At 73.9% G+C, this 14,116-nt stretch carries 8 protein-coding genes; 5 read left to right on the top strand and 3 right to left on the bottom strand.

The window, feature by feature from the left end; translation table 11 throughout:
• The 3 genes from recD to recC are packed head-to-tail and all read right to left on the bottom strand — an operon-like array spanning position 1 to position 8,686.
• Positions 1–1,860 (bottom strand): exodeoxyribonuclease V subunit alpha, encoded by a 1,860-nt coding sequence (recD, locus tag AC1UE4_RS13865; protein ID WP_482917817.1) that lies wholly within the window; start codon positions 1,858–1,860, stop codon positions 1–3.
• Positions 1,857–5,282, bottom strand: a complete 3,426-nt coding sequence (locus AC1UE4_RS13860) for a UvrD-helicase domain-containing protein (RefSeq protein WP_482917816.1) — start codon at positions 5,280–5,282, stop codon at positions 1,857–1,859. The genes recD and AC1UE4_RS13860 overlap by 4 nt, the downstream gene beginning before the upstream one ends.
• The gene (recC, locus tag AC1UE4_RS13855) at positions 5,279–8,686 is read right to left on the bottom strand and encodes an exodeoxyribonuclease V subunit gamma (RefSeq protein WP_482917815.1); all 3,408 of its coding nucleotides are present in this window, start codon (positions 8,684–8,686) and stop codon (positions 5,279–5,281) included. Before recC ends, AC1UE4_RS13860 begins: the two co-directional genes overlap by 4 nt.
• A gap of 330 nt (positions 8,687–9,016) precedes the next feature.
• Here recC and AC1UE4_RS13850 point away from each other — a divergent pair, with 330 nt between their 5' ends.
• The 5 genes from AC1UE4_RS13850 to AC1UE4_RS13830 are packed head-to-tail and all read left to right on the top strand — an operon-like array spanning position 9,017 to position 14,113.
• A complete protein-coding gene (locus AC1UE4_RS13850; protein ID WP_482917814.1) occupies positions 9,017–10,204 on the top strand; it encodes an ROK family transcriptional regulator in 1,188 nt (395 codons plus the stop codon).
• Between the two features lie 40 nt (positions 10,205–10,244).
• Positions 10,245–11,396 carry an ABC transporter substrate-binding protein gene (locus tag AC1UE4_RS13845; protein ID WP_482917813.1) on the top strand — a complete coding sequence of 384 codons (1,152 nt, stop codon included), beginning with the start codon at positions 10,245–10,247 and terminating at the stop codon, positions 11,394–11,396.
• 5 nt (positions 11,397–11,401) lie between these two features.
• A complete protein-coding gene (locus AC1UE4_RS13840) occupies positions 11,402–12,202 on the top strand; it encodes an ATP-binding cassette domain-containing protein (protein WP_482917812.1) in 801 nt (266 codons plus the stop codon).
• A complete protein-coding gene (locus AC1UE4_RS13835) occupies positions 12,199–13,410 on the top strand; it encodes a sugar ABC transporter permease (RefSeq protein ID WP_482917811.1) in 1,212 nt (403 codons plus the stop codon). The genes AC1UE4_RS13840 and AC1UE4_RS13835 overlap by 4 nt, the downstream gene beginning before the upstream one ends.
• Positions 13,403–14,113, top strand: a complete 711-nt coding sequence (locus tag AC1UE4_RS13830) for an SDR family oxidoreductase (RefSeq protein WP_482917810.1) — start codon at positions 13,403–13,405, stop codon at positions 14,111–14,113. Before AC1UE4_RS13835 ends, AC1UE4_RS13830 begins: the two co-directional genes overlap by 8 nt.
• Positions 14,114–14,116: the final 3 nt, after the last annotated feature.

Genomic DNA, 14,116 nt, shown 5'->3' with positions numbered 1-14,116 from the left:
TCAGTGCGCCCGGAGGCGGTCGCGCAGCCCGGACGCGCGCTGCGCGGGACGGGCGATCGCGGCGCGGATCGTGTCCTCGGTCCCGACGACGACGAGCTCCTTCTGCGCGCGGGTGATCGCGGTGTAGAGCAGCTCGCGGGTGAGGATCGGCGACGTCGGCGGCGGGAGCAGGACCGCGGCGGTCCCGAACTGCGAGCCCTGGCTCTTGTGGATCGTCATCGCGTAGACGCTCTCGATCGCCTCGAGCCGGCCCGGCCGGAGCCGCACGATGTCCCCGCCGCGGTCGAACGCCGCGGCGACCTCGCCTTCGCCCGTCGCGACGACGACGCCGGTGTCGCCGTTGAACAGCCGCAGCCCGTGGTCGTTCTCGGTGACGAGCAGCGGCCGGCCGACGTACCACCGCTCGTCGGTGCTGAACCGGTCGAGTTCCTCGGCGAGCCACGATTCGATCCGCCCCGTCCACGTCGAGACGCCGTGCGGCCCGCGCCGGTGCGCGCAGAGCAGCCGGAAGTCCCCGAGGGCGTCAAGCGCCGCCCGCGCCGCATCGACCCGCGCGGCCTCCACGACCGCCCGCACCGTCCCGACCACCCGCCGCCTGAGCATCGCCAGCGCGTCCCCCGCCGCCGTATCCGTGACGTCGACGTCGAGCCACCGCACCTCGTCCGCCGGGCCGCGGAGAGCGGAGATCGCCGCATCGGCGTCCCCGGCGCGGATGGCATCCGAGAGCGTCGCGATCGCCCCGCCGTAGCGATGGACGCGGTCGAGCACGACGATCGCCGGCATCTCCGCGCCGACGATGTCTCCGAGCACGACGCCGGCCTCGATGGAGGTGAGCTGCCCGGGGTCGCCGACGAGGACGAGTCGCGCGTCGCTGCGGACCGCCTCGACGAGACGCGCCATGAGGGAGAGGGAGACCATCGAGGTCTCGTCGACGAGCACGACGTCATGCGGCAGGCGGTTGCCGCGCGCGTGGCGGAAGCGGCTGTGGCTGCCGGGCTTCCAGCCGAGCAGCCGGTGCAGCGTCGAGGCGCCGAGGCCGAGGAGGTGCCCGCGGACCTCGTCGGCGACGTCCATCTGCCCGGCCGCCTCATGGACGGCCTCCTTCAGTCGCGCGGCGGCCTTCCCGGTCGGCGCGGCGAGCGCGACGAGCGGCGGCGCCTCGCCGCGGGCGGACGCCTGCTCGGAGAGCAGCGCGACGATGCGCGCGACGGTCGTCGTCTTCCCGGTTCCCGGCCCACCCGCGACGACCGCGAGCCGGCTCCGCACCGCGGCCGCGGCGGCCGCCGCCTGCTTCCCGCCGACCTCGTCGCCGAAGAGCCGCGCGAGCCCCTCCGACAGCACGCCCTCGTCGACCACGACCTCGCCGCCGGCGAGCGCCAGGAGATCCCGTGCGACCTGCCGCTCCTCGCGCCAGTACCGATCGAGGTACAGGGCCGCGCCCTCGAGCCGAAGAGGCCGCGCAACAGAGGGGTCAGGCACCGTGCGTGCATCGACCTCGCCTGCACGCACGGTGCCTGACCCCGTTGTTGCAAGGGGACAGGTCCGGACCTTCTCCAGCCAGCTCTCCGGCTCGGGCCACGGGAGGGCCGCGACGTCGATCGTCTCGTCGGCGTCGACCGCCGCGGTGTCGTGGATCGTCGTGAGGTCGACGCGGACGTGGCCGAGGCGGGGGCCGCGGACGGCGAGGGCGATCGCGAGGAGGACGTCCTCGTCGTCGATGCGGCCGATCGTTCCGAGGGCGGTCGCGACGTGGATGTCGGCGGCCGTGAGGACGCCGGCCTCGTTGAACGCCGCGAGGACCCCGCGGGCGGAGAGCGCGCGGTCGGCGTCGAGCGGATCGATGTCGGGCAGCGCGCTCACGACGCTCCCTCGTCGAGCAGGTCGCTGAGCGCCACGACCGCCGCGTCGGGCGGCCGCCACGCGAAGACGCCGCACGGCGTGCCGTCGATGACGGGCGTGTCCGGCCCGGTCATGCCGCGCACGAAGAGGTAGAGGACGCCGGCGAGGTGGGTCGCCGGGTCGTATCCGGGCAGCCGCCAGCGCAGGAAGCGGTGCAGCGCGACGGTGTAGAGCAGCGCCTGGAGGACGTAGTGAGAGCGCTGCATCTCGTCGGCGAGCGCGGACGGCCGGTGGTGCCACGCCGTGAGCTCCTCCTCCGGCGCCCCCAGCCGGTTCGTCTTGTAGTCGACGATCGCGAACCGCGGCACGTCGCCGGGCACGCGCAGGACGAGGTCGATGCTGCCGGTCAGGTAGCCGCGAACCGCGTGCCGCAGCGTCGGATCGGCGAGCCGGTCGGCGTACGCGTGAAGAGGGTCGCCCTTCGGGAGATGGCGCTTGAGCACCGCCCCGATCGCCGGAGGCGTCACCGACCCCACCGCCCGGTCACCGCCGGCGAGGGGGAGCTCGAAGACGAGCTCGTCGAGACGGTCGCCGCGCGGGACGTCGCGGAGACGGAGGGGGGCGGCGGGCGAAGACGCGGCGGGGGCGACGAGCGCTCCGAGGGGCGTCTCGATGGCGGCCTTCAGGCCGGCGACGAGGACGGCGGGGTCGCCGACGTCGACGGACCGGCGGGTGACGGCTCGGGTGACGTGCTCGGTGAGCTCGGCGACGAGGTCGGGGGCGGTGAAGTCGGTCGCTTCGAAGACGTCGTGGACGACCGTGCCGAAGCGGACGCCGCCGGGCATCGAGCTGAGCAGCGTCGGGACGTCGTGGAGGAGCGCTTCCTCGAGCGTGCCCGCGCCGGCACCGGTGGCGGAGCTCTCCTCGGGCTCATCGCCGAGCAGCGTCTCCTCCGGCTCGCTCGCCACCTGCGCCTCGTGCGATCGCGCGGTGAGGTCGCTGTAGGACGTGCGCCGCCAGTCGCGGTCGAGCGTGCGGTCGAAGGACGACGCCGACAGCGCGCCGGGGTCCTCGCGCGGCGGCTCCCACCGTGCGGCGGGGTCGGGCGCGGTGCGCTCGACCGCGAAGCGGCCGGGCGCCCGCGCCGCGAGCTCCTCGAAGCGCTCGATCGCCCGGTCGTCGCGAGGCGTGTGGTCGCCGCCGTCGAGCACGGCGCCGTCCTCGCTGCGGAAGAACACGAGCCGGCCCAGCGGAGAGAACCGGGAGTCCTTCGTGCCCGCCCACCACACGACCGCCTGATGTCGCGCGCGGGTCAAGGCCACGTAGAGCAGCCGCAGGTCCTCGCCGCGCTGCTCGGAGATCGACCGCGCCCGGTGGCGGTTGTAGTCCGGCCCGACGAGCCCGACGTCGACCTTGCGCCGGTCCTCGTCGGCCGCGTCGTGGAAGGTCAGCGGCTCACCGGCCTTCGTGACCGGCGACGGATGCCACGCGAACGGCAGGTAGACGATCGGGAACTCGAGGCCCTTGCTGCGGTGGATCGTCAGCACCTGCACCGCGGCGGCGTCGGACTCCAGGCGGCGGGACCGCTCCTCGTTGCCGAGCTCGCGCGCCGCGTCGGTGATGCGCCGCCGCAGCCAGCTCGTCAGCGCGCTGATCCCCAGCCCCTCCTCCATCGCCGCGGCATGCAGCAGCTCGCCGACGTGGCGCAGGTCGGTCAGCCGGCGCTCGCCGTCCGTCGTCGCGAGCACACGCCCCGGCACGCGCTCGACGAGCATGATCCGCTCGGCCAGCGCGGCGACGCCGCGCTCGCGCAGGATCCGCGCCCAGCGGTGCAGCCGGCCGTGCACGCTCTCCCACGCCTCGTCGCCCGCCCCGGCGACCCGCTCGGCGGTCCACCCCAGGAACGGCGTCAGCGCCGCGGCGTGCGCGCGCGCCGGCGACGTCGGCCGCTCGAGCGCCTCGAGCAGCCGCAGCCACGCGTCCGCAGCCGCGGTGTCGAAGACGCTGCCCGCGCCGTTCAGCACGGCCGGCACCTTCGCGTCGGCGAGCGCGTCGCGGACGAGCTCGGCGTCGCGGTTGCGCCGCACGAGCACCGCGACGTCGCCGGGCGCGACCGTCCGCGTCGTGCGCACCGCGCCGTCCTCGTCGCGGTCCTCGATCGTCGCGTTCGACCGCAGCAGCCGCACGACGTCGGCCGCGAGGTCGCGCGCGATGTGCTCGCGGGCCGGGTCGGCGGCGACGTAGCCGCCCGTCCGCGTCAGCCCGACGCCGGTCGCCGCCCGGTCGAGCACGCGCACCCGCAGCGCCGCGTCCGACGGCACGCCCGCCAGCCGCGGCGCGACGTTCGCGTCCGCCGCGCGCACCCGCCGGTAGACGATCCCCTCGTGCCCGAGCTGCACGTCGCCGAACAGCGCGTCGTACGCGTCGAGCAGCGCCTGGTCGCTGCGCCAGTTGACGTTGAGCTGCTCGCGCTTGCCCGCCGAGCGCGCAGCGGCGAGGTAGGCGTAGACGTCCGCGCCGCGGAACGCGTAGATCGCCTGCTTCGGGTCGCCGATGAGCACGAGCTTCGTCTTGCCGCCGCCGAACGCGCGGTCGACGATCCGCCACTGGATCGGGTCGGTGTCCTGGAACTCGTCGACGAGCACGACCTCCCAGCGATCGCGCAGCCGCTGCGCGACCTCGTCGCCGCTCGGGCCGTGCAGCGCGTCGTCCAGGCGCGTGAGCAGGTCGTCGTAGTCCATGACGCCGAGCCGCCGCTTGCGGTCGTCGAGCTCCTTGCGCACCGCCTCGGCGAGCCGCCGCCGGCGGCCGGGGAGCGACGCGGGATCGGCGCCGGCCGGCTCGAGCGGGGCGCCGGGGTTGCGCACCGCCTCCCTCGCGATCGCCGACGCCTGCGCGTAGTCGATCGCCGCCTCGTCGGCGCGATGGAACGCGCGCACGTAGAGGTCCGCCAGGACCTCGTCGCGCAGGTCGTCGTTCTCCTCGACGAACGTCACGCCGGGCTCGAGGTCCCCGGCGATCCCGAGGCTGCCGAGCACCTCCTGGCAGAAGCCGTGGGTCGTCGTGATCGTCGCCGCGTCGAAGTCCGCGACCGCAGCGGCCAGGCGCTCGCGGCGCAGCGCGACCTCCTCCCGCGTGCCGTCGGCGAGCAGCGCCACCACGCGGTCGTCACCGGACGGCGTCGCGCCCGCCAGCACGCGGTCGAGCTGCTGCTCCGCGCGGACGAGCCGCTCGCGCACGCGGTCGCGCAGCTCGGCCGTCGCCATGCGCGTGAACGTCACGATGAGCATCCGCTCGAGCGGCACGCCGTCGGCGACGTACCGAGCCGCCAGGCCGGCGATCGTGAACGTCTTGCCGGTACCCGCGCTCGCCTCGAGCACGGTGACGCCCTCCGGCTTCTCGCCGCACAGGTCGAACGGCGGCTGGTCGAGCTCCAGGCTCACTCGGCCGCCCTCCGCTCCGCCTCGAGCAGCGGCGCCCACAGCCGCACCGCGAGGCGCCCGAACCGCGACGGCTCCTCGAGGTCCCAGCCGGGGCCGCGCTCGTGCTCGGTCGGCGGCTCGCCGCGCAGGTCGTCGTACGTGCGCCGGCCGCCGAACGCCATCACGTGCCGCGCGTCGGCCTGCTCGCCGTCCCAGTTCCAGCCGCCTTCCCACTTGCCGCGCGCCGCCAGGTCGGCCCGGTCGCGGTCGCCGTCGGCCACCGCCATCGCGTACACCCCGCTCGTGTCGCAGGCGAGCGGCAGCGGCTCGCACAGCGCCCGGTCGAAGAGCCGCACCAGCACGTCGAGCTCGGCGAGCGCCGCCTGCCGCAGCGACGCGGGATCGCCGGCGAGCGGCGCGATCCGCTTCACGGTCACCCCGTCGCCCGACGGCGCCTTGCCGATCGTGACCGCCGTCCGCGGCCGGTCGGGCTGCGCGGCGTTCAGCGCGAGGAAGCGCACCCAGGCGGCGAGCCGGTGCTTGGGCCCGACGCGCGAGTACGTGACCGCCTCGAGCGTCTCGTCGCGCACACCGGTCACCGTCCCGGTCAGCGTCCGCCCGTCGAGCAGCTGCACCCGCACGTCGGCCGACGCGGCGACGCCGTCGCCGAGCACCGCGTGGGCGGCGGCGACGATCTCCTCGACGGTCGGCAGGACGGCGTCGATGACCGGCTTGCCGAGCGTGCCCGGCGGCAGCTGGCCGCGCGCGATCTCGGCGAGGCACGCGCTGCGCGCATCCGAGCCGTCGAGGCGCGCCCTCAGCAGCCGGTCGCCGACCTGCCAGCGCTCGAGCCCGTCAAGCGCGACGGACAGCGCGTCGTCGACGTCCGTCGCGAGGTCGCCGAGCCGCACGCCCAGCCGCCCGCGGAGGAACGCCCGCACCGGGTGGGCAACGAAGTCGATCAGCTCGTCGAGCTCGACGACCGGGCCGGGCTCCGTGTCCAGCGGAGCAGCGAGGAACGGCGGCGGCTCGGGCCGGTCGCGGACGACGGCGCACGCGCCCTCGAGCGTCACGCGGTCGAAGCTCCACGGCGCGTCGCGCGCGAGCTCCCCGCCGCGGAAGTTCTTCGCGTCGAACGGCTGCAGAGGGTGCCGGACGACCACCGCGTCGCGCGCCGGGTCTCCGCTCTCGGTCCGCACCGTGCGGTCGACGACGTCCAGCAGCTCGCCGACCGGGACCGCCGGCGGCCGCTCGGCGTTCGTGCGCTCGTCGTTGCCCGTGTACGTGATCAGCAGCCGCTCGCCCGCCGCCATCACCGCGTCGAGCAGCAGCTGGCGGTCCTCTGCGCGCGGGTCGCGCTCGCCGATCCGCGGATCCTCGAGCCGCAGGTCGTCGCCGTCGCGCGGCGCCTTGCGCGGGAACACCGCGTCGTCGAGGCCGAGCAGGCACACGACGCGGTGCGGCACCGACCGCATCGGCACGAGCGTGCAGAACGTCAGGTGCCCGGTCCGGAAGTTCGCGCGCGTCGGGCGGCCCTGCAGCCGGTCGGCCAGCAGCGCCCGCACCTCGGCGAGTGCCAGCGGCGTCCCCGCCTCGGCCGCCTCCTGGGCGAGGTCGTCGAGCAGGCGCTGCAGCTCCGCCCGCTGCCAGCCCTCGCGCTCGGCGGTCGCGCACAGCAGGTCGGCGGCGCGCGCGAGCGACGCGGCCCACGCGCCGACCGGCTTCGGCACCACGAGGTCGGCGAGCACGCTGCGCAGCCGGTCGACGAGCTCGGCCATCCGCCCCGCGAGCGCGATCGCGCCGCTGTCCACGTCGTCCAGCGGCAGCACGCCGTCGACCAGCCGGCGCTCGTCCTCGGTCATCGTCACGCCGACGAGGACGCGCCGCACGCCGAAGGCCCACGTCCCGTAGTCGAGCGCCCCGAGCTTGTACGCGTCGCGGCTCGGGGCGTCGAGGCCCCAGCGCACGCCGCTGTCGGTCACCCACTCCTCCAGCCGCGCCAGGTCGTCGTCGCCGAGATGGAACCGCCGCCGCACCGGCTCGCGCCCCGCGAGGTCCAGCACCTGCGAGGCGGTGACGCGCGCGCCCGCGAGGTCGAGCAGCTGGGCGACGACGCCGAGCACCGGGTTCGTCTGGCGCAGCGCGCGGTCGGCGAGCCGCACGCGCAGGTCCGGCGGGCGCACGTCCTCGGGGAGCGCGTCGTCCTCGTCGTCCTCGGCCGGCGCCGCGGCCCCGAACGTCGCGTGCACGAGCGGCGCGAACGTCTCGATGTCCGGGCACATGACGATGACGTCGCGCGGCTCCAGCGTCGGGTCCTCGCGCAGCAGATGCAGCACGGCGTCGCGCAGCACCTCGACCTGCCGCGCGCGACCGTGGCACGCGTGGACCTCGACGCTGCGGTCGCCGCGGGCGAGCAGCGGGCGCGCGTCGTCGCGGCCGTCGAGCGGCTCGCCCGGCGGCGCCTCGTCCGCGCGAACCGCCGCCTGGATCCGGGTGAGCAGCGTGCCGTCCGCGTGGGGGACGGGATGGTGGTGGTCGGCGCGCTCGGCGCTGCCGGCCTGCAGCACCAGCTGCATCTCGCGCGCGTCGCGTCCCCACGAGGCGAGCAGCCGGTTTCGCGGCAGCGCGGCGGTCGGGTCCTCCCGGCGGTCGGTGACGTCGCCGATCCCGGTGAGGCGGTCCCACAGCGCGGGGGACGGGTGGAGCAGGAGCAGGTGGACGTCGCGGCGGGCGGCCAGCGCGTCGAGCACGTCGCGCTCCCCGGCCGGGAGGCGCGTCAGCCCGAAGAGCGCGACGCGCTGCGGCAGGTCGATCGCGCCCGGGTCCTCGCGCAGGCGCGCGGTGGCGGTGGCGAGCCGCTCGGCCGGCCCCGGCTGCCCGATCCGCTCTCGCAGGCGCCGCCACAGCCGCGCCTGCCAGTGGTCGCCCGCCCCGCCGGCCCAGCCCCGGACGACGTCGGGGCGGTGCAGCGCGTAGCCGTCGTACAGCCCGGCGAGGTGGCGCACGGTGGCGAAGCGGCGCGACCGGCGCACCGGGTCCCCGCCTTCGCCATCGCCGCCGAGGTGCGCGCAGAGCAGCGCCAGCCACGGCTCGCCGAGGCTGTCCTCGACGACCTCCAGCAGCGGCCACACCGCACGCTCGGGCAGCCATGGGTCGCTGTCCGGGTCGACGCCGCACGCCGCCGCGATCGCGTCGCCGATGAGCCGGCGAGGCGAGGGGAAGAGCACGTTCGCACACACGCCGTCGCCCCGGCCGGCGCCGGCGCCGAGCGATGCCGACAGGCGCTGCGACAGCCAGCGCTCCATCCCCCGCGTCGGCACGCAGACGACATCCGGCGCGAACGGGTCGGCGGGCGGCTCGGCGAGCAGGGCGGCCAGCGCGCCGACCAGCCCGTCAGCGCGAGCTGACCGATGCAGGTGGAGCATCCGGCCTGAGCCTAGAGCCGTGCATGCACGGCAAGTCGCGCGGTTCGCGGCGGATCTGACGCGAAGGCCCGGCACGAAGCCGGGCCGTCAGCTCAGGGACGCTTGATGTTCGTGTACAGGAGGGCAGCCCCCTGCGCGGCGAACGCAAGCCAACCGATCGTGCGAAGCATGCGAACCCCTCTGGAAAGCCGGTCCATGGCCGGGTGATCGGCCGGACAACGTAATTCCCGCAACTTGCGTTGACTATGCTTCGAACAAAAGGACGCCAACTCCGCCGTCTTTTTCACAAGGTCTTGACAAACCACGAGCGGTGGTGAGAGGGTCCGAAGCGTGGCGAAGACCGAGTACGGGTCACTCGAGTCGCTGCGAGACCACAACCGCCGGCGCGTCCTGGACGCGCTCCGCCGGCGTGGGACCGCGAGCAGAGCCGAGCTCGCACGGGCGACCGGCCTGAGCCGCTCGACGATCTCCAACGTCGTCAGCGAGCTGCAGACCGGCGGCCTCGTCGTCGAGCGCGAGCCGGGCGCCGTCGGGCGCCAGGGCCGCCCGCCCGTCCTGCTGACGATCGACCCCACCGCGGGCACCGTCCTCGGCATCGACTTCGGCCACAGCGACGTCCGCGTCGCCCTCGGCGACCTGTCGCGTACGATCCTCGCCGAGCGCGTCGCCACCGCCGACGTCGACCACGCCGGCCTCGAGGCGCTCGACACCGCCGCCGAGCTCGTCGAGGAGGTCCTCGCCGACGCCGGCGTGCCGCGCAACCGCGTGCTCGCCGCCGGCGTCGCGCTGTCGGGCCCGATCGACCACGCGGCCGACACCGTCCACCGCGCGACGATCCTCCCGAGCTGGGTCGACATCCGCCCAGCCTTCGAGATGGAGCGCCGCCTCGGCGTCCCCGTCTTCGTCGAGAACGACGCGAACCTCGGCGCGCTCGCCGAGTCGCAGCTCGGCGCCGCGGTCGGCGCCGGGCACGTCGTCTACCTCATGATCGGCTCGGGCATCGGAGCCGGAGTGGTCATCGACGGGCGAGTAGTGCAAGGATCCGGTGGCATCGCCGGTGAGATCGGCCACATGCTCGTCGACCCGAACGGCCCCATCTGCCGCTGCGGCAACCGCGGCTGCCTCGAGACGTTCGCGGCCGGCCCGGCGATCGTCGACCTGCTCAACCGCACCCACGGCCCCGACCTCACCCTCGATGGCGTCATCGCCCTCGTCCGCGGAGGCGAGCCGGGCGTCGTGCGCGCCGTCCAGGACGTCGGCTCCGTCGTCGGGACCTGCCTGGCGGCGGTCTGCAACGTGCTCAACCCCGAGCTGATCGTGATCGGCGGCGAGCTCAGTGCCGCCGGCGACGTGCTGCTCGACCCGATCCGCGCGGCGATCGACCGCCACGCGATCCGGCCCGCGGCCGAAGACGTCGAGGTCGTCCAGGCCTCGGTCAACGAGCGCCCCGAGGTCCTCGGCGCGCTCATCCACGCCGCGCAGCGCGCGGAGCTCCCCCACATCCCGTCAACCCCCTAGACCCCCCATGTCACCACTGTCCCTGGAGGAGGGAACCCACATGCAGCACCCCAGCGAGCACCGCCGTCGCGGCGGGCTCTTCATCGTGATGGCGATCGTCGCCGCCCTGGCCCTGTTCGTGGCCGCGTGCGGTGATGACGACGAAGGCGACTCGGGCTCGAGCGGCGGCGCGTCGACCGAGAGCTCGGGCGGCGGCGGAGGCGGCGGCAAGAAGGTCGCCCTGCTCCTCCCCGAGTCGAAGACCGCGCGTTACGAAGCGGCGGATCGTCCGCTCTTCACCGCAAAGTTGAAGGCTGACTGCCCGGACTGCGAGCTCATCTACTCGAACGCCGACCAGGACGCGGCCAAGCAGCAGCAGCAGGCCGAGGCCGCGATCACCAAGGGCGCCAACGTCCTCGTCCTCGACCCGGTCGACAGCGCGAGCGCGGCGAGCATCGTCACGCGTGCGAAGCAGTCGAAGATCCCCGTCGTCTCGTACGACCGGCTCATCCTCAACGCCGACATCGACTTCTACGTCTCGTTCCAGAACGAGCAGGTCGGCAAGCTGCAGGGCCAGAGCCTGCTTGACGCGATGGGCTCGCCGGACGGCAAGCAGATCGTGATGATCAACGGCGCCCCGACGGACAACAACGCCGCCGGCTTCAAGAAGGGCGCGCACTCGGTCCTCGACCCGAGCGGCGTGAAGATCGGCAAGGAGTACGACACGCCCGACTGGTCGCCCGACAAGGCGCAGTCGCAGATGGAGCAGGCCATCACGTCGCTCGGCAAGGGCAACATCGACGGTGTCTACGCCGCCAACGACGGCACGGCCGGCGGCGCGATCGCGGCGATGAAGGGCGCTGGCATCGACCCCAAGAAGGTCCCGGTCACCGGCCAGGACGCCGAGGTCGCGGGCATCCAGCGCATCCTCACCGGCGAGCAGTACATGACGGTCTACAAGCCCGTCAAGCCGGAGGCCGAGGCGGCCGCGACGGCCGCGATCGCGCTGGCCCAGGGCAAGCCGCTCCCGGACGGCCTGGTCAACCAGCAGGTCGACAACAAGATGAAGCAGGTCCCGTCGACGATCCTCGATCCGATCGCCGTGACGAAGGACAAGGTGGCCGACACCGTCATCAAGGACGAGTACGTCAAGGTCTCGGACGTCTGCACCGGCGAGTTCAAGTCCGTCTGCACGGAACTCGGGATCGGCTAGCAGCCATGACCGTCACGGCCCCCAAGACCGCCACGGGCACCCCGATCCTCTCGATCCGGGGCGCCACGAAGCGGTTCGGCGCCGTCCAGGCGCTCGCCGGCGTGGACTTCGACGTCCACGCCGGCGAGGTGGTCGCCCTCGTAGGCGACAACGGTGCCGGCAAGTCGACGCTGATCAAGGCCATCTCCGGCGTGGGCCCGATGGACGAGGGCACGATGACCTGGGAAGGCAGCGAGGTCACCATCAGCAGCCCGCGTGAGTCGGACCGGCTGGGCATCTCCGTCATCTACCAGGACCTCGCGCTCTGCGACAACCTCGACGTCGTGGCCAACCTCTTCCTCGGCCACGAGCAGACGCGCGGCACGGCGCCGCTCGCGCCGCTCGACGACTTCACGATGGAACACAAGGCCCGCGAGCTCCTCGACTCGCTCGCCGTCCGCACGCTGAAGTCGGTGAAGACCGAAGTCGGCTCGCTCTCCGGCGGTCAGCGGCAGACCGTTGCCATCGCCCGCGGCATGCTCGGCGACCCGAGGGTCGTGCTCCTCGACGAGCCGACCGCCGCCCTTGGCGTCTCGCAGACCGAGCAGGTGCTGCAGCTCGTCGCCCGGCTGCGTGACCGCGGCCTCGGCGTCGTGCTCATCTCGCACAACCTCGGTGACGTCTTCCGCGTCGCCGATCGGATCGTCGTCCTGCGGCTCGGTCGCAACGGCGGCGAGTTCGTGACGGCCGATACGAGCCGAGAGGCGGTCGTCGCCGCCATCACCGGCGCCGACGGCAGCGGTCCGGCAACGGAGGAGCTGGCATGAGCGCTTCGACCACCGCCCAGCCCACCACCGTCTCCGAGGCCTTCAGCCCGCGGCAGACGCTGAGGCGCCTCGCCGAGGGTGAGCTCGGCTCCGTCCGCGTGATCCTGATGATCGCCCTCATCTGGGCGATCTTCCAGATCGCCGAGGACCGGTTCCTCACCGCGGCGAACCTCACGAACCTCATGCTGCAGATCGCAGCCGTGGGGTGCATCTCCGTCGGCGTCGTCCTCGTGCTGCTGCTCGGCGAGATCGACCTGTCGGTCGGAGCGGTCTCGGGCCTGTGCGGCGCGATCATGGCCGTGCTCATCGAGAAGAAGGGATGGGCCGCCGTGCCGGCGGTCGTCCTGACGATCCTCGCCGGGACGGCGATCGGGTTCGCTCAGGGATCGATCTCCACGCTGCTCGTCATCCCCTCGTTCATCGTGACCCTCGCGGGGTCGCTGGCCTGGCAGGGCGCGCAGCTCAAGGTGCTCGGCGACACCGGCACGGTCAACATCACGAACCAGCACATCATCGACCTGACGGGCACGTTCTTCTCCGACAGCGTCGGCTGGATCATCGCGTTGGCCTGCATCGCGGGGATCGTCGGATCGGCGCTCGCCCGCGCCCGTCGCCGTAAGGCAGCCGGCCTCGAGGCGGAGCCCATGGTGAGCCTCGCGATCCGGACGATCGCCGCCTCCGCGGCGATCATCGCCGCGGTCGCGATCTGCAACCAGGACCGGGGACTGCCGCTTGCCGCGGTGATCCTCGTCGCGTTCGTGGTGATCTTCCAGGCCCTCACGCAGCGGACGAAGTTCGGCCGGTACATCTACGCGGTCGGCGGCAACGCAGAGGCCGCGCGGCGCGCGGGCATCAACGTCGGCCGGATCCGGATCGTCGTCTTCATGCTCGCGTCGACCATGGCCGCCGTCGGCGGCGTCCTCGCCGCGTCGCGCCTGCTGGCGGCGAACCAGTCGTCCGGCGGCGGCGACCTGCTGCTGCTCGCCATCGCGGGCCCGGTCGTGGCGGGCGTCAGCCTGTTCGGCGGCCGCGGCAACGTGTGGGCGGCGCTGCTCGGCGCCCTGGTGATCGGCTCGATCTCCAACGGCATGGACCTCATCGGCCTCACCTCGGCCGTGAAGTACATGATCACCGGCGCGGTCCTGCTGACCGCGGTCGTGATCGACGCCCTGTCCCGGCGCCAGCGCGCCGCGGTACGAAGTGCCTGAGGGCGCGCCGTTGCAGGGGCGGCGCGCCCTCGTGACCGGTGCGAGCCGCGGCGTGGGCGCCGCGGTCTCGCGCCGGCTCGCCGAGGGCGGGGCGCGGGTCGCACTCGCGTCCCGCTCCGGCGACGACCTCGGGCTGGAGGGTGCGCTCGGGGTCACGTGCGACGTCACCGACGCGGCCGCCGTCGATGCGGCCGTCGCCGAGGCGGTGTCGGCGTTCGGCGGTCTCGATCTCGTCGTGGCGAACGCGGGGGTGGGCGCCTACGGCCCGTTCCTCGAGCTCGATCCGGCCCACATCGAGGCGATGATCGACATCAACCTCAAGGGCACGCTCTACACGGCGCGCGCGGCGCTGCCGCACCTGGTCGAGGCGGGCGGCGGCGACTTCGTCGCGCTCGCGTCGGTCGCGGGCCTGCGCGGGTTCCCCGGCGAGACCGTCTACAACGCGTCGAAGTTCGGGCAGGTCGGGTTCGTGCGGTCGCTCGATCACGAGATGCGCGAGCACGGCGTGCGTTGCACGAACGTCTGCCCCGGCGGGGTCGACACCGACTTCGCGATGGGGACCGGGCGGGAGCCCGGCGACACCGAGGGGATGATGAGCGCCGACGAGGCCGCCGAGGCGGTCATCTTCTGCGTCACCCGGCCGCGGACGTATCGAATGCTGACCGTCTCCTACCGGCCGATGAGCGAGGGATCCTGGGGCTGATGA

The sequence above is a fragment of the Parviterribacter kavangonensis genome, from assembly GCF_056863335.1.
Note: the sequence above shows the minus strand (reverse complement) of the source record. Positions and strands in the feature narration are given on the sequence as shown.

Coding starts and splice junctions, on each gene's coding strand:
- recC (WP_482917815.1), bottom strand. CDS start 8,686: ATGCTCCACCTGCATCGGTCAGCTCGCGCTGACGGGCTGGTCGGCGCG.
- AC1UE4_RS13845 (WP_482917813.1), top strand. CDS start 10,245: ATGCAGCACCCCAGCGAGCACCGCCGTCGCGGCGGGCTCTTCATCGTG.
- AC1UE4_RS13840 (WP_482917812.1), top strand. CDS start 11,402: ATGACCGTCACGGCCCCCAAGACCGCCACGGGCACCCCGATCCTCTCG.
- AC1UE4_RS13835 (WP_482917811.1), top strand. CDS start 12,199: ATGAGCGCTTCGACCACCGCCCAGCCCACCACCGTCTCCGAGGCCTTC.